Source organism: Streptomyces sp. NPDC059917 (assembly GCF_042730635.1).
In the GTDB taxonomy this organism is placed as follows: domain Bacteria; phylum Actinomycetota; class Actinomycetes; order Streptomycetales; family Streptomycetaceae; genus Streptomyces.
In genome coordinates, this window is record NZ_JBHWLC010000048.1 from 1 (window position 1) to 22843 (window position 22843).

Here is a 22843-nt window from a genome sequence, read left to right on the forward strand (position 1 = left end):
CCCTGGTCTTGGGTGCTCCCCGGCGGGGCGGGGCGGGCCGCGCCGCCGGTGGGGGCGCCGGGCGGCCCCGTCCGCCCCCCCCCTGGGGGGGGCCGCCCACGACCCCGGCCGACACCACGAACTCCGCGCGGACCGGCGCCGCCTGAGCAGGGGGTTCCCGTCCGGCGCCGGTCCTCGGGGTGCGGTGCGGGTCAGTCGTTCGTACCCGGAGCCCTCCGCGCGAAGTGGCGGGCGCCGGGTACGAGCGCAGCGGCGGCCGGTACGAGGAAGCAGGCGGCGGCGCACACCGCGAGCACCGGGGTGACGCCGAAGGCCGCGATGGCCGGTGCGATCAGGGCCAGCCCGACCGGCGCCAGACCGTAGGAGACGAGGAAGTCCAGCGAGGAGACGCGGGCCAGCTTGTCCGGAGCGACCTCGCGCTGGGTGGCCGTGAACCAGGGCACGTTGAAGAGTTCGATGCCGATCCCCGCGACCGCGTACGCGCCCACGACCACAGCCGGATGCACGGGCAGCATCAGGCTCAGCGGCGCGACGCCGTAGGCGGCCAGCCCCGCGAAGGCGGCCCACCCCTGGGCGCGCGGCCGCCACCGGGCGGTGACCAGGGCCCCGCCGAGCGCGCCCACGGTGTACGCGGTCACGGCCGCGGCCAGCACCCACTGGGTGTCGTAGCGGTCCCGGCTGATCAGGGGCAGTGCGACGCTGGTGGCGGAGTATCCCAGCGCGATCACCGCGGTCAGGGCGCCGAGTCCGGCCAGGAACCAGGGGTGGCGGCGCGCTTCCCGTACCCCCTCCAGGAACTCGGCGCGCAGCCCGGGGCGCGGCTGCGGCTCGCCGTGCGGGTCCGCCGGGCCGACGGCTCCCTTGCCGGGGACGAAGGCGGCGACCAGCCAGAGCAGGCCGATGCCGAGCAGCAGCGTCCTGATGTCGAGGACGGCGGCGAGGAGCGCGGTCAGGGCGGGCCCGGCGAGCGTGCATCCGCGCACGGCCATGGTCAGGGCGGCATTGGCCTGTTGACGGCGCTCGGGTTCCACGGTCTCGGCGGTGAGCGCCTGGAACGCCGGGCGGCAGGCGCCCTGTCCGGCGCCCGCGAGGGCGGCGGCGGCGGTCATCAGCACGAGCGAACGGCCGAGTCCGGCGGCGAGCAGCGGTGCGGCGACCGCTGCCGCGAGGCCCGACCACAGGACGACCGCGCGGCGGGAGTGCCGGTCGGCCAGTACGCCGCCGACGGCGACGGCGGCCAGGAAGCCGACGGTGCGGGCGGCGAGGACGAGGCCGAGACCGGCGGCGCCGAGGCCGCGGTGCAGTACGGCGAGCCCGAGCACGAAGGGCAGGGCCCAGGTCGCGAGTCCCGAGGCGGTGGTGCCCGCCCACAGGCGCAGGAACGCGGTGTCGCGCAGCACCGAACGTGGGTGTGGGGCAGGGGTCTTGGCGGCTATGGGCGCGGGTGTGGTCACCACGGTGTGGTTGCTCCTCGGGGCAGGGGTGGCGGTTCGGCGAACCGCACCCGGATTCGTTAATGAAAATGAATACCATTACAGTACCCTTCACACGCCGGGGTTCTGCCCTGTGCACGTCAACACCCACGCCCCGGCCATCACCCTCGCCCCCGTCATCCCCCTCGCCCCAGTCATCCCCTTCGCCCCCGGACCGGAGAACCCATGCGCCACCCCGCCCGCCTCGGCATCGCCCTGACCCTCGCCCTCGCCACCGCAGGCTGCTCCACGGCAACCGGAGACGGCTCCCCACCGGACGCCGGGTCCGCCGCCCGCGCCTCCACCAAGGCCGCCTCCTTCACCAGTTGCGGCCACCAGGTGTCCCTCACCGCTCCCCCGCGGCGGGCCGTCGCCCTGGACCAGACCTCGACCGAGACCCTGCTCGAACTCGGACTCCAGAACCGGATGGCGGGAACCGCCAACCTCAAGACGAAGATCCCCGCCCAGTACGAGGCCGCGTACGCCCAGATCCCGGTCATCGCCCCCAAGATCGCCACCGGTGAGCAACTGCGCGCCGCCACCCCCGACTTCGTCGTCGCCGGCTCCGCGGACCTCTACACGAAGGACCGGGCGGGCACCCGTGAGGAGCTGGGCGCCCTCAAGGTCCCCACCTTCGTCAGCGCCGTGAACTGCCCGCGGCAGAGCCCGGCCGGCACGACCCCCTTCGAGCTCCTCTTCTCCGACTACGAGAACCTCGGCAAGGTCTTCGGCGTCGAGGAGCGGGCCGGCAAACTCGCCGCCGACCAGCGCGCCGCCGTCGCCCGGGCCGGACAGCACGCCTCCGAGACCGCCCGGGGAGCGGGCCGGACCGGCCCGCCCACCGTGCTCTACCTCTACTCCGTCTTCAACGGCATGCCGTACGTGGCGGGCAGGACCGGCCTGCCCAGCGAGATGAGCCGGATCGTCGGCGCGCGCAACGCCTTCGACGACGTCGACCAGGACTGGCCCGAGGTGTCCTGGGAGGAGGTGGCCAAGCGCGATCCCGACGTCATCGTGATCGGCGACCTGTCCGAGCGCGGCCGACCCGGCGACAGCGCCCAGGAGAAGCGCGCCGCGATGACCCGGCACCCGGTCATCTCCCAGTTGGCCGCGGTCCGCGACGGCAAGGTGCTGGAGGTGCCGGGCATCGAGCTGGATCCCTCGGTGCGCTCGGTCCACGCCCTGGGACTGCTGGCCGACGGCATGAAGGACCTCGGCCATGTCCGCTGATCCGGTCGCCCGCCAGGGGATGCGGGACCTCTCGCCTCCGGGCCGGTCCGCGGCGGCCCGGGCGGCGCTCTTCCTCCTCGCCGCGCTCGCCCTCGCGGCCTCGGTGACCGCCTCCGTCCGCATCGGCGCCGCCGACGTGGGCTGGACCGACCTCGCCCGCGTCCTCGGCACCCGTCTCGGCCTGGACGTACGGCCGTTGCCCCCGCTGCTGGACTCCCTCGTCTGGGACCTGCGGCTGCCGCGCGTCCTGATGGCGGCCCTCGTCGGCGCCTCGCTCGCCGTGTGCGGCGCGGTGCTCCAGGCCGTCACCCGCAACGCGCTCGCCGACCCCTACCTGCTCGGCGTCTCCTCGGGGGCCTCGGCGGGGGCCGTCACCGTGGTGGTCCTCGGGATCGGCGCCAACGCCGTCGGGGTCACCGGCGGCGCCCTCGCCGGAGCGCTGCTCTCCTTCGGGCTGCTCCTGCTCCTGCTGAAGCGCACCGGACTGGACTCCGTCCGCATCGTCCTCACCGGTGTCGTCGTCGGCCAGCTCTTCACGGCGACCACCTCGCTCGTCCTGATGGCCTCGGCGGACGCGGACACCACACGGGCGGTCACCCATTGGCTGCTGGGCTCGATGGCCCCGGCCCGCTGGAACGCGGTCGTGCTCTGCGCGATCGTCACCCCGCTGGGGCTGGCGGCGGCCTGGCTCTGCTCCCACTCCCTCGACGGGCTCGCCTTCGGCACCGACACCGCCGCCTCCCTCGGGATCGGCGTGCGCCGCACCCGGATGCTGATGCTCGTGGTCACGGCCGTGCTGACCGCCGTGGCGGTGGCCACCGTCGGCGCCATCGGATTCGTCGGGCTGATCGTCCCCCACGGGGTGCGGTTCCTCGTCGGGCCGCTGCACCGCGTGCTGCTGCCCTACGCGGCGCTCGCGGGCGCGGTGTTCCTCGTGTGGACGGACGCGCTGGCACGGATCGCCTTCGCGCCCCGCGAGGTTCCCGTGGGCGTGATCACCGCCCTGCTGGGCGTACCGCTCTTCCTGCTCGTCCTGCGCAGGAGGGGCGAGCTGTGAGGATCACCGCCGAAGGGCTGAGCTGGTCGGTGTCGGGCAGGACCGTCGTGCGCGACGTCAGCGCGGACATCGCACCCGGCGAGACGGTCGGCCTGCTCGGCCCGAACGGCTCGGGCAAGTCCTCGCTGCTGCGCTGCCTGGCCGGGCTGCGGCCCCCCGACGCGGGAACGGTCCGCTACGACGGCGCGTCCGTACGGCACTGGAGCGCCCGCCGGATCGCCCGCCGGATCGCCTTCGTCGAACAGGGCTCGGGCGCGGACGGCGACCTGCTGGTCGCCGATGTCGTGGGCCTCGGGCGGACCCCGTACCGGGACCGTTGGCGCGGACCCGACGCCACCGACCGCTCGGTGGTCGCCGCCGCGCTGGAGCGCGTCGGACTCACCGCGCTGGCCGACCGGCCCTGGAAGGCGCTGTCGGGCGGTGAGCGCCAACGTGCCCACATCGCCCGCGCGCTCGCCCAACAGCCGTACGGACTCCTGCTCGACGAGCCCACCAACCACCTCGACGTCAAACACCAGCTGGAACTCATGGAGTTGTTGACCGGCACCGAGCAGACGGTCCTGGTCGCGCTGCACGACCTGTCGCTCGCCGCCCGCTACTGCGACCGGCTGCTGCTCCTGCACCGCGGTCGCCTGATCGCCGCCGGTACGCCCGCCGCCGTCCTGACCTCCGATCGGCTCGCCGAGGTCTTCGAGGTGGACGCGGAACTCTCCACCGACGCCCTGGGCAACCCGGCCGTCACCTACCGGGGCCCGCTCCGGGCACCGGCTGCCGCACCCCGACCCACCCCCGCGAAAGGAACCCCGTGAACCCCATGAACCCTGTGAGTCCCGTACCCCCCGTGACCCCCGTGAGCCCCCTCACCGTCGACGCCCTCATCGAGGCCGTCCTCGCCGGCGCGCACGGCCCGCTCCCCCAACGGCTCGTCGCGACCAGCGTGTTCTGGGCGCACCACGGCACCCGCCTGGCCGGCGGCGACACCACCTACCTCAACCAGTACGTGCTGGTCCGCCTCGGCGGCTCGTTCGGCGGCTGCGCCTTCGAGGCCGGCGAGATCGCCCCGGCGATCTGCAGCGAGTCCTCCGGCGCCCCGCTCGACGTGCTGCTGCGCGAGGCCCCGCGACCGCTGCGGATCGCCGCCCTCGACGCCTACCTCGCCGAGGCCCGCCCGCACCGCGTCGCCGCCGGAGCGGGCGAGGCCGAGGCCGTGACCCTGCCCGCCGGTACCCCGGAGGTCCGCGCGAAGGCCCGCGACGCGGCCATCGCAGGCCTCCTGGACATCGCGGAGGGCGCCAAGGTCGGCCTCATCGGCGTCGTCAACCCCCTCGTCGCGGCGATCCGCGAGCGCGGCGGCGAACCCCTGCCCTGCGACTTCAACCTCAAGGCCACCCAGTGGGGCGATCCCGTCACCACCGACATGCTCGAGGTGCTGGAGCACGCCGAGGCCGTCGTCGCCACCGGGATGACCCTGAGCAACGGCTCGTTCGACACCGTCCTGGAACGCTGCCGGTCCCGACGCATCCCGCTGATCGTCTACGCGCAGACCGGGAGCGCCGTGGCCCGCGCCTTCCTCGGCTCGGGCGTGAGCGCCGTGTCGGCGGAGCCGTTCCCGTTCTCCCAGTTCAGCGCCGAGGAAAGCGTCCTGTACCGCTACCGGGCGGTGGGCCGCGCATGATCCGCGTCCCACGCCCGGCGGCGCCCGGCGGCGGCGACCCGCACACCGGGGCCGGGTACGCCCCCTGCCACCACGGCGAGATCCTCCAGGGCGTCTTCCTCGACGGCTCGGGACGCCGGTGCGCCGGGCTGGTCACCCTCCCCATGGCCGGTCCCGGCAGCCACGCCACCTTCGTCCGCCGTCCCGGCACCGAACCCGGGGCGCTGACCGTCGTACCGGCCGACCGTACGAAAGCCGCGGGGGCCGCGGGCCTCGCGGTGGCGGAATGTGCGCGGCGATCCGGCCGCCCGCCCTGCGGCGGGGAGTTGCGGCTCGCCGGTGACGTGCCGGTGGGGCTCGGCATGGGCAGCTCGACCAGCGATGTGATCGCCGCCGTGCGCGCGGTCGCGGACGCGTACGGGCTGCGACTGCCCCCCGAAACGGTCGCCCGGCTGGCCGTGCGCGCGGAACTGGCCTGCGATCCGCTGATGTTGGACGAGCGCCCGGTGCTCTTCGCGCAGCGGGAGGGCAGGGTCCTGGAGGTGCTCGGCCCGCGGCTGCCGCCGCTGGTCGTCGTGGGCTGCGCGCTGGGCGGGGGCGCGCCCGTGGACACCCTGGCCCTGCCGGTGCCCGAGCCCGGCGACGACGACGTGCGGGCGTGGGAGCGCTTGCGCGGGCTGCTGCGCCGGGCCGTGGCCACCGGTGACGTACGGCTGCTCGGCCAGGTCGCCACCGCCAGTGCCCGGCGCGGCCAACAGGTCCTCGGCCACCCCGAGTTCGACGCACTGTGCGCCGTCGCCCGGCGGGTGGGGGCGGCGGGCGTCCAGATCGCGCACAGCGGGTCGGTGGCGGGGGTCCTCTTCGACCCGGCCGCGCCCGGCCTGCGCCACCGGGTGCGCAGCTGCCTGCGCGCCCTGGACGCCCGGGCGATTCCCGCCACTCGTACCTTCACGACCTGCGCCACCACCAAGGAGATCCTCAATGGACCAGCACATCGCGGAATCGATCGGCAGGCCCGACCTGGTGCGCCTCGACGACCGGCTCGTCTGCCTGCGCTTTGAGACGATGAAGGTGGTCTCCGCCCTCGCCGCCGTGGGACACCTGCTCGACACCGGAGTCGTGCGCCGCGGTGACACCCTGCTGGACAGCTCCAGCGGCATCTACGCCTACGCCCTCGCCCTGGCCTGCCACCGGCACGGCATGCACTGCCACATCGTCGGCTCCACCACGGTGGACCACACGCTGCGCACCCAGCTCGCCGTACTCGGGGCGACGCTCACGCAGATGGAACCGTGCGACGACCTCAAACTCGACCAGAAGCGGCGGGTCGAGCGGATCCACGAGATCCTCGCCGAACACCCCGAGTACCACTGGATGCGGCAGTACCACGACGACATCCACTACCTCGGCTACCGGGCGGTCGCCGACCGGATCCGGGAGGCGACCGGAGCGGACGGGCTGACCCTCGTCGGCGGGGTCGGCTCGGGCGCCTCCACGGGAGCCCTGGCCCGCTACCTGCGCACGGGCACCGACGGCCCCGCGAACGGGGAGGCCGATGTGGAACTCGTCGGGGTCCAGCCCTACGGCAGCGTCACCTTCGGCGCCGAACACGTCCTCGATCCGGAGATCATCATCGCCGGGATCGGCAGCTCCATCCCCTTCGGGAACGTCTCCCACGAGCTGTACGACGTCCTGCACTGGGTCTCCTTCGACGCCGCGCTGGCCGGCAGCGTCGACCTGCTGCGGCGGCACGCCGTCTTCGCCGGCCTGTCGACCGGCGCGGGCTACCTCGCCGCCCGTCACGAACGCGAGCGCTCCCCCGAGCGGACGGTCCTCTTCATCGCCGCCGACACCGGACACCGCTACGTCGACACCGTCTACGCCCGCCACCGCGAGGTCGCGCCGATCGCGCACTTCGCCCCGCGCGAGGTGTCCGACCAGGGCCGACTGGCCCTGCCGTGGTCCCGGATGCGGTGGAACCGCGCCCCGGCGGCGCTCCCGGCGCCGCTGGACCGGGTCCGCTCCGGGTGAGGAGTGCGCCCGCGCCGGACCGTTCCGGGGGCGGCCCGCGCCGCCCTCGGCCGCGGCGGACGGGCGCCCCGCAGTGCGCCCGTGCGCCCTGCGCGTACGCCTGTTCGTCGCTCCGCCGTCTGATTTCTAGTGTCGGTATGACGATGCCCCCGCGTGTCGTGGACCCGGTTCGCCGACCGTCCACCCGTCCCGCCGGACGGGGACGGTGACCTCGCGCACCGCACCTGTGACGGTCCGCGCGGGGGAGGCGGCATGACCTCGGCCGCCGTCGAGCTGCCCGGTGCCGCCACCGTGCGCGCGCAGGTGACCGCGGTGGTGGACCGGTTCCTGGCGGACAAGGCGCGCATCGCCGCCGAGTGGGGAATGCCCGGCGAGGTGACGCAGTGCCTGCGCGACTTCATGGCCTCCGGAGGAAAGCGGCTGCGGTCCCTGCTGTGCGTGACCGGCTGGCAGGCCGCCGGTGCCCAGGGGGACCTCGACCCCGTGGTGCGGGTGGCGGCCTCGCTGGAGATGTTCCACGCCTTCTGCCTGATCCACGACGACATCATGGACGAGAGCGACAGTCGCCGCGGCGCCCCCACGATCCACCGCCGCCTCGCCGTGCGGTACGGGGACGACCGCGGCGGCCCGGCGGCCGAGCGGGCGGGAGCGGGCGCTGCGATCCTCATCGGCGACCTGGCGCTGGCCTGGTCGGACGAACTGCTGCACACCGCCGGTCTGACACCGCGCCAGTTCGGCGCGGTGCTCCCGCTGATCGACGTCATGCGCAGCGAGGTGGTGTACGGCCAGTACCTGGACGTCACCGCCTCCGGACGTCCCGCCCCCGGCGTCGCACGGGCGCTGAAGACCGCGCGCTACAAGACCGCGAAGTACACCGTCGAGCGCCCGCTGCACATCGGTGCCGCCCTCGCCGGCGCCGACGGGGCGCTGCTGGCGGCGCTGTCCCGGTTCGCACTGCCGCTGGGGGAAGCCTTCCAGCTGCGCGACGACCTCCTCGGTGTCTTCGGCGCCCCCGCCACCACCGGAAAACCGGTCCTGGACGACCTGCGCGGGGGTCGGCACACGGTCCTGCTCGCCCTCGCCGCGCAACGCGCCGACGCCGCCCAGCGGAACCTTCTCGACCGGCTGGTCGGCAGCCCGGACCTCGATCCGGACGGCGCCGCCCGGGTACGGCGGGTGTTGGAGGCCACCGGGGCCCGAGCCACCGTCGAGGCCATGATCGGCGCACGGCACGGACGGGCCCTGGCCGCGCTGGAGGACGTTCCGCTCGCGCCCTGCTCGCTGGCCGCCCTGCGGCGCATCGCCGCCGCGGCCGTGGAGCGCGCCTCGTGACGCCCGGCCGAAGGACGCCCTGCCGAAGGGCGCTCCGCCCGTGCCCGCTGCCGGGCGCGGTCCGCCGTGCCCCGGGCGGTCCGAGGAAGTCGACGAGGAGGTCGCAGAGGCCATGACCGCTTCTTCCGGTGCGTGGACGGTGGTGACCGCCCCCGGTCGACTGCCCCTGATCGGCCACGCGTTGAAGCTCCGCAAGGGGCTGTTGGAGTTCGTCTCCTCGCTGCCGGACCACGGCGACCTGGTCCGGATCCAGATCGGCCCCTGGTGGGCATGGGTGATATGCGACCCCGACCTGACCCGGCAGGTCCTCTTCGACGACCGCACCTTCGACAAGGGCGGCGCCCTCTTCGACGAAGGCCGCCAGATCCTCGGCAACGGTGTGCTGACCTGCCCGCACCAGGACCACCGACGCCAGCGGCTCCTGCTCCAACCCGCCTTCCGCCGGGCCCGGATGCCCGTGTACGCACAGGTCATGTCGGAGCAGATCGCCGAGCACCTCGACGGCTGGCGCGACGGCACGGTCATCGACGTTCCCGCCCGCATGCACACGCTCGTCAGCCGGATCCTGGCCCGGACCCTGTTCGCCTCCGACTCCGTCGGCCCGGCCTCCACCCTCGTGGAGGAGTCGTTGGCCACCATCCTGCACGCCATGTACGTGCGCCTCCTCCTGCCCGCGAGCCTGAGCCGACTGCCCACCGCGGGCAACCGCCGCTACCAGCGGGCGCTGGACCGCATCCACGCCGCCGTGGACGGCGCCGTGAGGGAGTACCGGCGCAGCGGGGAGGAACACCGCGACATGGTCTCGGAACTGCTCGCGGCCCGGGACGACGCCGGGCGGCCGCTCAGCGACACCGAGATCCACGACCAGATCGTCACCATGCTGGCGGCCGGCATCGAGACCACCGCCACCACGCTGAGCTGGGCCCTGTACGCGCTGGCCCGCCACCCGGACGTCGAGGAGCGGCTGCGTACCGAGGTCGACGCCGTGCTGGGGGGCCGGATCGCGACCTGGGCCGATCTGCCGCACCTGGAGCTGACGGACCGGGTCGTCACCGAAACCCTGCGGCTCTACCCGCCCACCTGGATGCTCACCCGCACCGTCACCGCGGACACCCGCCTCGGCGGGCAGTCCCTCACGGCCGGCACGACCGTGGTGTACAGCCCGTACCTGATCCACACCCGCGCCGACCTCTTCCCCGAACCGGGGCGCTTCGACCCCGACCGTTGGCTCGGCGACGCCACGCCGCGGCCCGTGCGCCGGGCCTCGATCGCCTTCGGAGCGGGCTCCCGCAAGTGCATCGGCGACTCCTTCGCGATGACCGCCGCCACCCTCGCGCTCGCCAGCATCGTCGGCCGCTGGCGCCTGACCCTCCCACCGGGCCGACGCGTCCGGCCCGCCGCGACCGCCGCACTGCGGCCCCACGCACTCCGCATGGACGCCACCCGCAGGACCTGAGGGCGCACCGATCACCGGCAGAACGAGAGGAAGTTGGGGGCCTCGACATGACTCGTATCGCCGCCGCGCGAGCGGCCGCCTGGGCGGCGCCGGGAACGCTGCTGCTGTTCACCGGCATCGCCGTCGTGCTGGTCCGGCAGAACGGCTGGCACACCTATCCCCAGTGGTACGACTCGACCGATTTCATCGTGCGTTGGTTCGCCGAGAACCGGACGACCTCGATCTGGCTGGCCCTCGTGGGCAATGTCTACGCCCTCGTGCTGGTCTGGCTCACCATCGACCTCACCCGGCTCCTGGGGGGCCCGGGAGGTCGCGGCGGTACCGCTGTGCACGCCCTGACGCCGATGGCCCTCGTGTGGACCGGCGGATTCTTCGCCGCCGGCGTGTTCTGGGTCGCGGCGTCCACCGCCGGGTCCTCCGAGAGCCACTTCGCGGCGCCCGACCTGGTCAGGCTCTCGTTCGAGGTGAGCATCGGTTTCTGGCTCTCCGCCCAGACGGCGCTGGGCGTGTTGATGCTCTGCGCGGCGGCCGCCGTCCGCTCCGCCGGGCTGTTCCCCCCGTGGACCGTCCGCAGCGCCGCCCTCCTCGGGGTGGTCAACCTCCTGGGGACCGCGGCCCTGTTCGTGGATCGGGGCCCCTTCGCCCCCAGCGGCTGGCTGAGCGGGCTCCCCAACTGCCTGGCCTGGATCTGGTTCGCCGCGGTCGCCGTCCTCATGAAGGGCGCGACGTACCGCTCCGCGCGAGCGTCGGCACACCCACGGCCGTCCAGCGGGAAGGGGTGAACAGTGGTGCACGCCCAGCTCACGTTCTTCGACGGAGCCATGACGTCGGACACGCCGATCGCGATCGGTTTCGAGTCCGCCCCGGTCGTCCTGGCCGGCGAGAAGGCGAACCTGGCCTACAACGCGGTGTGCGGTACCCGCGCCGGTGAGTATCCCGATCCCGACCTCTCCGCGGTGGACTCGGTCACCGCGGCATGCCTCGACGTGGTGCGGGCCGTCGCGCCCGAGCAGCTCGCCCACGCGGAGCCCGTCGCGCGCACCTCCGCGCTGTGGACCGCGCACGCCTTCCCCCACCTGCGGCTCGACACCCCGTCGATGATCGCCTCGACGATGCTCAACACCGCCCTGTTCCTCCACGACGACGGCGTCGACGACGCGCGATGGGCGCACGATCCCTCGGCCGCCGAGCGCGTCCGGGCCCTCGACGAGCTCAACGCGACCATCCTCCGGGCGTTCCGTTCCGACCGTTCTCCCGATGTCGACCCGGGCGACGCGGGCGACCCGGGCGACGCGGGCGACCCGGACCAGCCGCGCCTCAAGGTCGTCTTCGGCCTCCTTCGGGAGGTGATCGCGCTGTACTGCGCGCACCTCCCCCGGTGGCACGCGCGCAAGGGGGTGTTCATCGGCTTCCTCAAGGAGTACTTCGACGCCTGCGAGTGGTACGCGCGGGAACTCGCGGCATCGGCCACCTGGCCGGTGGACCGCACCACGTTCCTCTTCCAACGGGAGTTCCTGGGCGCCGGAAACATGATGTTCGAGCTGGCCGCGCTCCTCGGCGACGTCGACGTCCCACCGGATCGCCAGGACCTGTTGGAGGTGAGGCGCTTCCGCCAGGCCGCCACGTACGCGGCGGTGTGGGGCAACGACGTGATGGGGCTGGAGCGGGACATCGAGGGCGGCGGCCCCTGCAACCTCGCGCTGATCCTGCACGGGGAAGGCGGGCTCACCCTTCAGGAGGCCTGTACGGAGGTCATGGCCCGGCAGAACCGCGAAGGCCTGGAGGTCCTGCGGCTCGCCGAGTACCTCGACGACCGCTACCCGGACCTCAAGGGCTACACCCGCGCGGTGCGGACGGTCCTGGAGGGGAACTTCAGGGCCTTCCCCCTGACCCCGCGCTACCGGCTGCGGGCGGGCCCACGGATCCGGGGCGTCCGGACGGGCACTCCCCGTTGACCGACCGTCAGGACGGGCAGAGGCGTCGCGGCGACGCTGACCATCCGGCTGCGGGCGATACTCTCACCGACCTGGTCGGCGACGCCCGCCGGTACGCCCACGGCAGCGTACGAACGGCTCCGGGCGTGGCGCGCGCCCGGTCCTGCGGCTGCCCACTGCAAGGCCGGTGCGGATGATCGGTGGCGCCATGGCTGTCACGCACGCCGAGACCAGCGCGGATTCCGTGTCCCCCGCCGGAGGCGCCAGACCCTGAGGATCACCTCGGCCGACGCAGCCCTGGCCATCCGAACAGGGACAGGGGCACCAGCCGTCCGACCGCGGGGCGCAACGACGCCGCCAACGCAGCGGCACTCGACATCGGGCCCCTGATGAGATCTGACTGTGATCTTACGACCGCTGGGATCCGTGGTCCGTACCATTAATCTGAGCAGGTTCAAAAAAATCTTGGGGAGGGCCGGGGGCGTCTTCGCACCCGGGAACCAATGTGGGGGGATGAAGTATGAAGCTCAAGCGTATGGCCGTCTTGGCCGCCACTGCTGTGGTGGGCCCGACGATGGTGGCTGCCGCACCGGCGATGGCTCAGGACAAGCCTCCTGTCACCGTGCCGGACGCCGCACCGCAAAGCGAGGCCCAGGCTGCGGATGCAACGGTGGCCGCACCGGGCGCCGGGACGTCGACTGTCCCGGCAAGTGAGCAGAAGGCGGCCGCGCCGCGGTTCCGCATGGACGGCCCGAAGGTCTCGGCGACCGGTGTTCCGAGCGCCTTCGCGCCGGGCGGGGCGTGGACGCCTCTGACCGTGACGGTCGACAATCGGGGTGGCCTGCCGGTGGACGGCTTCGTCCCGAGCGTCGGCATCAGCGAGTACCACGGAATCGTCAAAGCCGGACACATCAGGGCCGAAGTACGCGGGGCCGATGGCTCCTGGAAGCCGGTCGCGCTGCGGCTGGATCGCGGCGAAACCGTCTACGAGATCGAACTCGGCCCGCGTGACGTCGCCACGGAACAGGTCTACTCGGTCGACGTACGGATCCAGTTCACGGCCGACACTCCCGCCGCGCCCCTCGAGTTGTACGTGGGTGGCGAGGGACACGACGGATCGGGCCGGGTGACGTCGTCCTTCACCTGGTTCGACAGCCGCGTCGGCGAAGCATCCACCGGAGGCGGGGGTTCGGAGACCCCCGTTGCAGTGGGTCCCAAGCTCGGGCTGACGGGCCTGCCCCAGGGCGGCTTCAAGGCCGGCGGGAACTGGACCGATTTCTCCTTGCGCGTCGACAACTCCGGAAACGCGGCGATCGACGACTACCAGCTCGATCTGGTCCTGTTCGTAAAGAACGGAACCTTCCAGCAGGACGACATCAAACTGGAGGTGTACGGCCCGGACGCTACCGGCACGTGGGGCTGGCACCCCGTCCTGTCCGATGGTTCCGACGAGGTCTGGGTCCACGGCCTGGCCACCGTGGACATCGGGAAGAACGAGGCCTTCGACCTCAAGCTCCGCATGAAGTTCGGCGCGAAGACCCCTGCGCACGAGATCTCGCTGCGCACGACCGGATACAACGGCTGGGGTGAGGGTTCGGTGCATTCCGAGGGCCCGCAGCAGACGTCGAAGGTGACCGCCGCCGACTCGGGCCAGACCCCCTTGCCCGACGGCAACCACCCCAAGCCCGACGGCGGAACCAAGCCCACCACCCCCCCGGTTCCCACCACGCCCGGCGACAGCACGGGCAACGGGCACGTAGGCACCGGTGGTTCGGGGGGGCAGCTCGCCGAAACGGGCACTGACGCCGCTACCAACTGGGCACTCGGAGGTGCGGGGGCAGCGCTCGCGTTGGGCGCCGCCTTCGTCGCGGGGGCAGGACGCCACCGCCGCCCCACTGGCTGAGGCCCCCATCACGGCCGCACCGCCGTGGGCCTGCGTTCCCCGGTCCCCGGTCGCACCTCCTCGCAGGAGGGGCGGCCGGGGGTCAGGCCGTTCACAGCCGCTCCAGGTCCCCGCCATCAGCACGGCCACACCGCGGAGTGCCTTCCCGACCAGAGCGCTGGGACAGACCGGACAGCGCCGCTTTCGGCGATCCGACCGAGACCGTCGAAGTCGACGCACGCCGGAGAGCCGCCTCGAGCGCCTCCTCGGTGCGGTCGACGAGGGTCGGTACGAGGGCGCGGACGTCGGACAGGTCCTGCCGGCGGGCGAGTCGGTGAGGAAACTCTGCCCGTCCCACTCCCGTCCTCGCCCCCGTTCCGGCTCCTGTACCCCCAACTGGTCCGGATCCGGCCCGGATGCTGGTCCTCGCCCGGGTCGAGCCAATGCCGCAGGGCCGCACGCAGGGCGTCGGGCGTCGGGCGTGGCGATCTCGGTTTCCGCCCTGGAGCGGCTGCATCACACCTCTTCACCGCTCGTACTCCCGCTCCGTGCAGCAAGACCAGAGGAGTCAGAGCCGGGTGGATCAGCGCCCGCCCCGATGGCGGCCGTGGTGGCGGGATTCGCCCGTGGCCAGCAGGACGAGTGCGAGTCCGAGCGGCAGTAAGAACATCAGCAGAAGGCTCATGCCGCGCTCCTGCCCCGCACGGAGCAGTTGACGCGCCCGGTCTCGAGCCTCCGGCCCCTCCTGACCCGTGCGGGGCGTCTCGCGCGCCGGGTACCGGCCTGCGAGCAGGTGGCGGTGGTCGTCGAAGTGGGCGCGAGGCAGCGGTCGGTCAGCGGCGAGGGCGTGTTCGGGGGGCAGCGGGCCACCTGCTCCGGCCAGTTCGAGGAGTCCCGTGGCCGTGACCAGGAGGTCCGCCCGAGGCAGGCAGCGTGGGCGGGACCATCGCGATCATCTCGGCTCGGCGCCCGGTGAAGTGGGCGACTCCGGTGAGCGTGAACATCAGGGCCAACGCGACGCACAGCGCGGGCTGCCAGCCGTCCAGGACGGAGAGGCCGAGCAACTCGGCGAGGCGGGCCAGGATCCAACCGGTGACGAGCACGATCGCGGGAGCCACCAGAGCTACCACCACGGCGATCTCCGCCGCGCGCTCCTGACCGCAGCCGTCGAGGCCATCGAGGAAACCGGCGCCTCCGCGGTCAGCCTGCGCGACCTGGCCCGCCGGGCCGGGGTCTCCCACACCGCGCCCGCTCACCGCGGTGGCCGTCGAAGAGTTGGCTTTGTCACCGAGATCCAACAGCGATTGTTGGTCAGTGGCGAGAACGGTCTGACGCCGAGAGAAACGATGTTGCAGAGTTTCGGAAGCACTTCGGCACTTGCCTATGGTCACCTCGCGCGCTGTGGGACGGGGTTCCGGTCCAGCCGGTCGCTGTGGTTTCGGGGCAGGTTCCCCTGTCCGTCGTCGGGCAGGCAAGAACGGAGACCCGGCGTTCGGGCTGGTCAGCGCCTTGAAGTACCCTGCCCTGACTTTGGGGGAGAAAGAAATGACCACTATCGCACGAGCTCGGAGTTGGGCAGCAGTTGGAGCGCTGCTCATGGGGGTCGCTGGATGCGGACTGGACTCGACGAAGACGACCGGGGCCGGGCCGGCAGAGCTGAAGATCACGGCTCATGAGGCGGCTCTCAACGCCACCGAGCAGCAGCACGTCGAGCAGTACTGGAAAAGCCAGGGGATCGCCGGGATGGCGATGACCGAACGGTCCAATGCCTTTGTGCAGCCGGAATGGGACAAGGGCGGTGTCATCGCCCGCACCGTCGGCCGCATCTACGTCACGGGCGGGCAAGACGCAGCCTGCACTGCGACGGTCGTGGGCACGAACACGGTCGTGACCGCAGCCCATTGCGTGCGCACGAGCCTGCCCGATGGGTCCTCACAAACCGCGACATGGGACAAGAACCTGTACTTCGTTCCGGGCTATCGGGACGGACAGAGCCCCCACGGGGGGTTCACCGTACGCAGGGTGCACATGGCCGAGGACTGGCAGGCCGACGGCAACGACGTCGCGATGCTGGAGATGAACCCCGCCGCAGATGGGCGGACCGTCTCCGCGGTGGTCGGAGCACAAAAGATCGCCTTCGGTACGAAACCAGGAAGCCCGACCCACCAGTTCGGGTACCCCTACACCAGCCGGGTCCTCCATTGCGAAGGGCGCGGCACGCGGCCGAGGGACGCGCCGCAATTCTTCCGGATTCCCTGTCTCATGGGCGTCGGATCCAGTGGGGGCCCGTACATCGTCGACCTCGATCCGGCGGGCATGGGGACCGTGGTCGCCGTGAACGTCAGCAGCGACGCCGACTACAGCTACGGCACTGCCCTGGGGCCCGTCGCCAGCAGGCTCTTCGCCCAGTCTGAACACCCCTGAAAGCAGCACTCGACCGATGGAGTTCCCAGGGGTGCTGGAGCTCGCGGGGGCAGCGCAGCGAGCCGAAGGCGTTTGGCGCTGGAGCGTGTCTCGCTGATCGGTTGATCAGATGCATCCATCCGGTTAGTGATCAACGATGCGATGTGGGACCGGATCGAGCCACTGATGCCGGCCGGTCCGGTCCGTGGTCGACGGTGGGCCGATCACCGCCGACCACGGACCGTATCGGTGGACTCCACCGTCTACCGGGCTCACCAGCACGCTGCCGGAGCCATGAGAAGGGGGCTCCAGACCGGGTCGAGCCCGACGACCATGCGCGACCCCTGGCCCTCCGCGTTACCGCGGGCTAGCCGGGCGACACCCCAGCCTCCGGGACCGTCATGGCCGGCATCCGTGTCCCGCGAAACGGGCCCGGCAGACCGAAGACCCGGCCCGATGCCGTGTTGGCGGACCGCGCGTATTCATCCCGCGCGATCCGCAGTCAACTCCGCCGACGTGGAATCCGTGCTGTCATCCCTCAGCCCTCCGACCAGATCGGCCACCGTCTACGGCGAGGCCGCGCGGCGGTCGTCCATCGGCTTTCGAGGCCGAGGCGAATGGGCAACGTAACGCGGTCGAGCGATGCATCAACCGGCTGAAGCAGTGACGCGGCCTGGCCATGCGAACGGACAAGCTCGCCATCGCCTACCAGGCTGCGCTCCACCTCGCCGCCATCCTCATCTGGGCACGGCGGTGACGACGAAGCGACGGCCTTTCAGTCGTAGAAGAAGCGCTCGAGGTCCTCGACGGATCCCGGGCCGGTGAGGAAGCCCTCAGCCTTCGCGATCTCGCCTTCTGGTGGCAGCTCACCCTTCAGGAACCGGCGCATCCAGATTTCTCCTCGCTCGCCCACCGCGTAGATACCGGACAGCAGCTCGGTCATGCCAGCAGGGTTTGACGGCACCGATATCCTTGATCACTTGCCGTTCCACGGCGTTACGAACCCAGCCCCCTTCCTGCTCCCAGTGTTCACCCGATACCGGCCACACCGCTCTCAGGCGCTACTGCTTCCCGTCGACATTTCTGATCCTTCCGACGGCGAACCGGTGCCAGGGACCACCGACATTCGCTCTTCGCTAGCACCTACGCAGCCAAAGGATTCGGCCTCTTCGCCGACGCACTCGATGTCACCTGGCAACGGACCGGTGACTTCGCCGAGCTGACCACCGCCCGGGCGCGCGCGGGCGAGGCGCTGCGGCGCGGCGCGGCACTCCTGACCACCCAACCGGGCTCCTGGATTCCTGATCCGGTGTCAGACGGTGAGGCCCTTCGGGTCGGGGGCGGCGGGGGCGGTCGGGGGGATGCCGTGTTGTTCCTCGTCGGGGCGGGAGTTCCTGGGCAGGAGGAAGGTGATGGCGAGGAACGCCAGCAGTAGGCACGCCTGGACGATCAGGGCGTGGTGGAAGCCTGCGGTGAAGTCACCGGCCTCGGCACGGTCGAAGAAGACCGAGCCGAAGACCGCGACCCCGATGGAACCGCCGACGGCCTGGACCGCGGTCAGGACTCCGGACGCGGAGCCGATCTCGTGGTCGTCGACGGCGGCGAGGATGAAGCTGAACAGGGCGGCGATCACCATGCCCGCGCCGATGCCCGCGAGCGTCGTACCGGGAACGACGTCCCAGATGGAGAACGAGGCGGTGTCGAGGCCGTCGAGTTCGAACCACAGCACGGCCGCACCCGCGAGCTGGACCAGCGGTCCGATCTGGAGCACTCCGCGGCCGATCCTGTTCACGAGGAAGGCGCCGCTGATGGCGCCGCCGATGGCCGTGCCCACCGCGAGGGGCAGGTTGCCGAGCCCGGCCTCGCCGGCCGTGAACTGACGGCCGATCTGGAGGTAGAGGGTCAGGACGAGTTGGGTGCCGATCATTCCGCCGAAGAACAGGGCGATGCCACCGAGCCCGACGGTGAAGGCGGGCTTGCGGAGCAGGGCGGGGGTCACCAACGGTTCGCGGCCCGCGGCGGCCGTTCGGCGCTGTTGCAGGGCGAACAGGGCGAATCCGGCCACCGACGCCGCCATGCTCAGCCACGTCCACAGCGGCCAGCCGTCCTCCTGGCCCTGGTTCAGCGGCAGCACGAGCAGGGCGCACGCGGCCACGATCAGGGCGGCGCCGGGGACGTCGACCCGTACGGTGCGGCTGCCGGCCCTGTCGGGCACGAACTTCGCCGCGACGATCAGGGCCGCGATGCCGATCGGCAGGTTGATCAGGAACACCGACCGCCAGCCGAGGCCGAAGAAGTCGCCCTCGATGAGGAAGCCGCCCAGGACCGGGCCGACGATGCCGCCCAGACCCAGGACGGGCCCGAAGATCGCGAAGACCTTGGTGAGCTCGGGGCCCGAGAAGTTCTCCCGCAGCAGGCCCAGGCCCTGGGGCAGCAGCATCGCCCCGGCGGTGCCCTGCAGCAGACGGAAGGCGATCAACGACTCGATGTTCGGCGCGAGCGCGCACAGCAGCGAGCTCACGGTGAAGGCGGCCAGGCCGATCAGGAACATCCGGCGGCGGCCGTACCGGTCGCCGAGCCGGCCGCCGAGGACCAGCCCGGCGCCCAGGGTGAGGGCGTAACCACCGATCACCCACTGGAGCCCCACGGGGCCGGCGCCGAGGGATTCCTCCAGGTCCGGTCCGGCGACGTTGACGATCGAGGCGTCCAGGAGGTCCATGATCTCGGCCGTGATCATGACGGCCAGGACCAACCATCGCCAATGGTAGGGCTCGGCGGTCCTGTCCGAGGTGGGGACGGGGTGGGGCACGGGAGCAGGGGCGGGGGTGGGGGCGGGGGCGGGGGCGGGGGCGGGGGCGGACAACAGATACCTCCATGGTGAAGTAATTCCACGGTGAAGGTAAAATGGTGGAGGTAGGTTGTCAACCTGGAATGCCGACGCGGCCGCGCAGCGGACGACAAGGGTGGAGGGTCCCGTGGAAAAGGCGAAGCGCGACGACGTCGCGGAGCAGCGCGAGCGGCTGACGGATGCGCTGAGGGCCTACGGCGCTCACTACACGGAACTCGGCCGCCGCTTCGCCGCCTGGCTCGGCCTGCACTCCACGGACGCCATCGCGGTGCTCCAGATCACCGCCGCCGAGGAGCGCGGCACCCCCCTGTCACCGGCACGGCTCAGCGAGCGGATCTCCCTGTCCACAGGAGCGACCACCGCGCTGCTGAACCGCCTCGAAGCCGCCGGACACATCACCCGGGCCCGCGAACACACCGATCGGCGCATCGTCACCCTGCGCGGTGGAGGGCAAATCCAGGCACGGGCGCAGGAGTTCTTCGACCCGGTCGCCCACCGCCTCGACGCGGCGATGTCGACGTACCCACCCCAACTCCTCGACCAGTTCGAGGCTTTCGTCGCCGATCTGAACGCCGCCTTGGACATCCACCTCAAGGAACAGGATGCGGAGGCACTCCCCTCCCCCGGCGCGGATGCCGCCCGGACCTCCTGACCCGCCGATCCGCCCACCTGCCCACCTGCCCACCCGCCGACCTGCTCGCCGCCAACCGCCCACCGGGGTGGGGGTTTCCCCACCCAGCCGCAGGGGGCTCCTCGGAGTGCCCCGGCCCGACTCCGCGTGATCGGCTGTCCGTACGGAACACGCGTACGGAAGAAGGTGGACGAATGAGAGTCCGAATCGGGTACTCGGCATGGATCGTGGGCGTGGTGCAGTTCTTCGTCGTGCACGGGATCGCCCAGTCCGCTTGGGCCAGACCCTACAGCTGGGCGCGGAACAACATCAGCGACTTGGGCAACGCCCACTGCGCCCTGCAGGCAGAGCCCGAGGCCCGCTACGTCTGCTCCCCGGAGCACGGCCTGATGAACGTCTCGTTCGTCGCCCTGGGAGTGCTGCTCGTACTCGGTTGCGCCCTGACCGGCAGCTCCCTGTGGCGCAGGGGCCCGGCCGCCATCGCCGCGCGGCTGCTGCTCGCCGGCGCCGGCGCGGGATTCGTACTGGTGGGCCTGGCACCCGCGGACGTCAACGAGAACCAGCACGTCCTGGGCGCCCTCCTCATCATGGCGACGGGCAACATCGGCCTCGTCCTGGCGGGGCTCGGCCTCGCGGCGCACGTGCCGACCCCTCTCCGGTGGGGCACCGGCCTGTTGGGAGCGGCGGCGGTCGCGGCCCTCGGGCTGTTCCTCTCCCACCACTACCTCGGTCTCGGCATGGGCGGCATGGAACGGGTGGCCGCCTTCCCCCTCCTGATCTGGGCGCTGGCCGTCGGCGTCCGAGGCGTCGGCCGACCCCTCCCCGTCGGCACGGGCGCGTCCCGCAGCTGACCATCGGCCGACCGCCCCGCCCCGCCCCCTTCCGGGGCGGGGCGGCAGCGTCGGCACCGGCTCCGGTTACCGGGGCGCCGTCCGACGATGGGCGCTCGTTCCCCGCCGCTGGACGTACACTGCACACATGGGTCGTACATACGCAGTGGAGGAGTGCCTGTTCCGGGCCGCTCATGCCCTGCGCCCGTCCGGCGCGGACGCGACGGACGTCGACCCGGTGAACGCGCCGGCGATCCGCTGCCGCGCGTTGCACGGCCACGGCTAGCGATTCCGGGCGTTTCCCAGCACTTCTTTCGGCGCTTCCCAGCGCTTCTTTCGGCGCTTCCCAGATCATTCCGCCCGGCAGGCGGACCATTTCTGCGCGACCGCCCTCACCCCACCCCTATCACCGCACGGCGACGGTCCTCGCCCCATCCCTCCACTTTGTCGTCCTTCATCACCCCTTGGCGCTGCGGCGCCGCCTGCGCGTCGACCGCCGGACCACCGGCAGCGGCGCATCTTCGAGAGGACCCTTGTGAAGTTGAGCGAGCTGCTCGCCGGGCACGATCATGAAGTCATCGAGGGCGATCCGGAAACGAGGATCACCGGAGGCACCTGTTTCGACGCCCACCGTGCCGCTCCGGGATCCCTGTTCATCGCGGTACCCGGTCATCGCGGCGGCGGCCCCGAGTCCGTCGGCCCGGCTCTCGCCCGCGGCGCGGTGGCGGTGCTCGTCGACTCCGCGGCGGCGCACCTTCCGATCTCGACCTGGGCCTCGGCGGGCGGCGCGTGCGTCGTGGCCGTCGCGGACACGCGCAAGGCGGCCGCGGTCGTCGCCTCCCGCTACCACGGGGAACCGGGCCGCCAGATGAAGATGGTGGCCGTCACCGGCACCAACGGGAAGACCTCGGTCTCCTCCATGGTCGAGTCGGTGCTGCGGGTCGCCGAGCACGCCAAGGTGGGGGTCATCGGGACGGGCGGCAGCCGGATCGGCGACGAACTGATCCCGATGCCGATGTCGGTACTGACCACGCCGGAGTCGCCGGACTTCCAGTACCTGCTGGGGTACATGCGCGACCGCGCCGTCGGGACCGTCGCGCTCGAGGCGACGTCGATGGGCCTGCTGACCCACCGTCTCGACCAATCCTTCATCGACGTGGGGGTGTTCACCAACCTGACGCAGGATCATCTGGACGACCACGGCACCATGGAGAACTACCGTGACGCCAAACTGCTGCTGTTCCAGGGGCTCTGCCGACGTGCGGTGGTGAACGCCGACGATCCGGTCGGCGCCGGCATCCGTGCGATGATGCCCGGCGCGACCGTCACGTACGGCATCGACGCGGAGGCGGACTACCGGGCCACCGACCTCTCCATGGACGCCGTCGGCACCCGCTTCACCCTCCACCACGGCGGCGAAAAGCATCCGGTGACGATCCCCGTGCCCGGGCGGTTCTCCGTCTCCAACGCACTGGCCACCGTCGCGGCCTGCCACCTCATCGGGCACGATCTGGTGGAACTGGTCGCCGCGCTCGCGCAACTGCCGCCGATCCCGGGCAGGTTCGAACGGTACGAGACCCCGGACGGCACGTCCGTCATCGTGGACTACGCGCACTCCCCGGACTCGCTGGAGAAGGTGCTGACGACGATCCGCGGCTTCGCCTCCGGCCGGATCGTCACGGTCTTCGGCTGCGGCGGGGACCGGGACGCCACGAAGCGCGCCCGGATGGGCGAGATCGCCGGCACCTACTCCGACCTGTGTGTCCTCACGTCGGACAATCCCCGCAACGAAGACCCCCGGGCGATCATGGATCAGATCGTCCCGGGCCTCCTCGCGAGCGGCGCCGCCTTCGAGCGGTTCGCCGACCGCCGCCGCGCCATCTCCTTCGCCCTCTCCGCCGCGGGGCTCGGCGACGTCGTCCTGATCGCGGGCAAGGGCAGCGAGCCCTACCAGATCGTCCAGGAGGAACTGCTGCCGTTCAGCGACATGGCGACGGTACGCGAACTCGCGACGCGGTAGACGTACCGGCCTTCCCTTCGGACAGCGGCCGGGCTCCCGGGCCGGTCCCGGGCGCGTCCCCGG

21 protein-coding genes and 1 pseudogene are annotated in these 22843 nt (G+C 72.0%); 18 read left to right on the forward strand and 4 right to left on the reverse strand.

What is annotated here, in order from left to right; genetic code table 11:
- Positions 1–191: 191 nt before the first annotated feature.
- Positions 192–1400 (reverse strand): MFS transporter, encoded by a 1209-nt coding sequence (locus ACFWAR_RS25365; protein WP_385781288.1) that lies wholly within the window; start codon positions 1398–1400, stop codon positions 192–194.
- 258 nt (positions 1401–1658) lie between these two features.
- Between ACFWAR_RS25365 and ACFWAR_RS25370 the strand changes: the two genes are divergently transcribed.
- From ACFWAR_RS25370 to ACFWAR_RS25420, 11 genes are all read left to right on the forward strand, one after another.
- A complete protein-coding gene (locus ACFWAR_RS25370) occupies positions 1659–2702 on the forward strand; it encodes an ABC transporter substrate-binding protein (RefSeq protein ID WP_385781291.1) in 1044 nt (347 codons plus the stop codon).
- Positions 2692–3759: a FecCD family ABC transporter permease gene (locus ACFWAR_RS25375; RefSeq protein WP_385781293.1), complete on the forward strand. Its 1068-nt coding sequence runs from the start codon at positions 2692–2694 to the stop codon at positions 3757–3759. The genes ACFWAR_RS25370 and ACFWAR_RS25375 overlap by 11 nt, the downstream gene beginning before the upstream one ends.
- On the forward strand, positions 3756–4568 hold the full coding sequence (locus ACFWAR_RS25380; protein ID WP_385781296.1) for an ABC transporter ATP-binding protein: 813 nt from the start codon (positions 3756–3758) through the stop codon (positions 4566–4568). Before ACFWAR_RS25375 ends, ACFWAR_RS25380 begins: the two co-directional genes overlap by 4 nt.
- Positions 4569–4600: 32 nt before the next feature.
- Positions 4601–5434: a Rossmann-like domain-containing protein gene (locus tag ACFWAR_RS25385; protein ID WP_385781299.1), complete on the forward strand. Its 834-nt coding sequence runs from the start codon at positions 4601–4603 to the stop codon at positions 5432–5434.
- Positions 5431–6474: a GHMP kinase gene (locus tag ACFWAR_RS25390; protein ID WP_385781301.1), complete on the forward strand. Its 1044-nt coding sequence runs from the start codon at positions 5431–5433 to the stop codon at positions 6472–6474. The genes ACFWAR_RS25385 and ACFWAR_RS25390 overlap by 4 nt, the downstream gene beginning before the upstream one ends.
- A complete protein-coding gene (locus ACFWAR_RS25395) occupies positions 6395–7444 on the forward strand; it encodes a pyridoxal-phosphate dependent enzyme (RefSeq protein WP_385781304.1) in 1050 nt (349 codons plus the stop codon). Before ACFWAR_RS25390 ends, ACFWAR_RS25395 begins: the two co-directional genes overlap by 80 nt.
- 252 nt (positions 7445–7696) lie before the next feature.
- Positions 7697–8776, forward strand: coding sequence for a polyprenyl synthetase family protein (locus ACFWAR_RS25400; protein WP_385781307.1), 1080 nt, complete (start codon positions 7697–7699; stop codon positions 8774–8776).
- Positions 8777–8888: 112 nt separating this feature from the next.
- Entirely contained in the window at positions 8889–10232 is a 1344-nt protein-coding gene (locus ACFWAR_RS25405; protein ID WP_385781310.1) for a cytochrome P450, read from the forward strand.
- A 47-nt stretch (positions 10233–10279) separates the two neighbouring features.
- Positions 10280–11014: a hypothetical protein gene (locus ACFWAR_RS25410; RefSeq protein WP_385781313.1), complete on the forward strand. Its 735-nt coding sequence runs from the start codon at positions 10280–10282 to the stop codon at positions 11012–11014.
- Positions 11015–11017: 3 nt separating this feature from the next.
- A complete protein-coding gene (locus tag ACFWAR_RS25415; RefSeq protein ID WP_385781315.1) occupies positions 11018–12187 on the forward strand; it encodes a terpene synthase family protein in 1170 nt (389 codons plus the stop codon).
- Between the two features lie 499 nt (positions 12188–12686).
- Complete coding sequence (locus tag ACFWAR_RS25420; protein ID WP_385781318.1) at positions 12687–14069, forward strand: hypothetical protein; 1383 nt, start codon at positions 12687–12689, stop codon at positions 14067–14069.
- Between the two features lie 812 nt (positions 14070–14881).
- On the opposite strand, the gene ACFWAR_RS25425 is transcribed toward ACFWAR_RS25420, so the two are convergent.
- Positions 14882–15304 carry a hypothetical protein gene (locus ACFWAR_RS25425; RefSeq protein WP_385781440.1) on the reverse strand — a complete coding sequence of 141 codons (423 nt, stop codon included), beginning with the start codon at positions 15302–15304 and terminating at the stop codon, positions 14882–14884.
- Between ACFWAR_RS25425 and ACFWAR_RS25430 the strand changes: the two genes are divergently transcribed.
- From ACFWAR_RS25430 to ACFWAR_RS25440, 3 genes and pseudogenes are all read left to right on the forward strand, one after another.
- On the forward strand, positions 15224–15724 hold the full coding sequence (locus tag ACFWAR_RS25430) for a hypothetical protein (protein ID WP_385781434.1): 501 nt from the start codon (positions 15224–15226) through the stop codon (positions 15722–15724). The two genes, ACFWAR_RS25425 and ACFWAR_RS25430, sit on opposite strands and share 81 nt — an antisense overlap.
- Positions 15645–16472: a trypsin-like serine peptidase gene (locus tag ACFWAR_RS25435; protein WP_385781320.1), complete on the forward strand. Its 828-nt coding sequence runs from the start codon at positions 15645–15647 to the stop codon at positions 16470–16472. Before ACFWAR_RS25430 ends, ACFWAR_RS25435 begins: the two co-directional genes overlap by 80 nt.
- A gap of 141 nt (positions 16473–16613) precedes the next feature.
- Positions 16614–17208, forward strand: a pseudogene (locus tag ACFWAR_RS25440) (transposase).
- 18 nt (positions 17209–17226) lie between these two features.
- Here ACFWAR_RS25440 and ACFWAR_RS25445 read toward each other — a convergent pair.
- Both ACFWAR_RS25445 and ACFWAR_RS25450 read right to left on the reverse strand, forming a co-directional pair.
- Positions 17227–17394, reverse strand: coding sequence for a hypothetical protein (locus tag ACFWAR_RS25445; RefSeq protein ID WP_385781323.1), 168 nt, complete (start codon positions 17392–17394; stop codon positions 17227–17229).
- A 369-nt stretch (positions 17395–17763) separates the two neighbouring features.
- Positions 17764–19188 carry an MFS transporter gene (locus ACFWAR_RS25450; RefSeq protein ID WP_385781438.1) on the reverse strand — a complete coding sequence of 475 codons (1425 nt, stop codon included), beginning with the start codon at positions 19186–19188 and terminating at the stop codon, positions 17764–17766.
- A 238-nt stretch (positions 19189–19426) separates the two neighbouring features.
- Between ACFWAR_RS25450 and ACFWAR_RS25455 the strand changes: the two genes are divergently transcribed.
- From ACFWAR_RS25455 to ACFWAR_RS25470, 4 genes are all read left to right on the forward strand, one after another.
- Complete coding sequence (locus ACFWAR_RS25455) at positions 19427–19951, forward strand: MarR family winged helix-turn-helix transcriptional regulator (RefSeq protein ID WP_385781326.1); 525 nt, start codon at positions 19427–19429, stop codon at positions 19949–19951.
- 173 nt (positions 19952–20124) lie between these two features.
- A complete protein-coding gene (locus ACFWAR_RS25460; RefSeq protein WP_385781328.1) occupies positions 20125–20781 on the forward strand; it encodes a DUF998 domain-containing protein in 657 nt (218 codons plus the stop codon).
- Between the two features lie 127 nt (positions 20782–20908).
- A complete protein-coding gene (locus tag ACFWAR_RS25465; protein WP_385781331.1) occupies positions 20909–21046 on the forward strand; it encodes a hypothetical protein in 138 nt (45 codons plus the stop codon).
- A 249-nt stretch (positions 21047–21295) separates the two neighbouring features.
- Positions 21296–22780: a UDP-N-acetylmuramoyl-L-alanyl-D-glutamate--2,6-diaminopimelate ligase gene (locus ACFWAR_RS25470; protein WP_385781334.1), complete on the forward strand. Its 1485-nt coding sequence runs from the start codon at positions 21296–21298 to the stop codon at positions 22778–22780.
- The last annotated feature ends 63 nt before the right edge of the window (positions 22781–22843 follow it).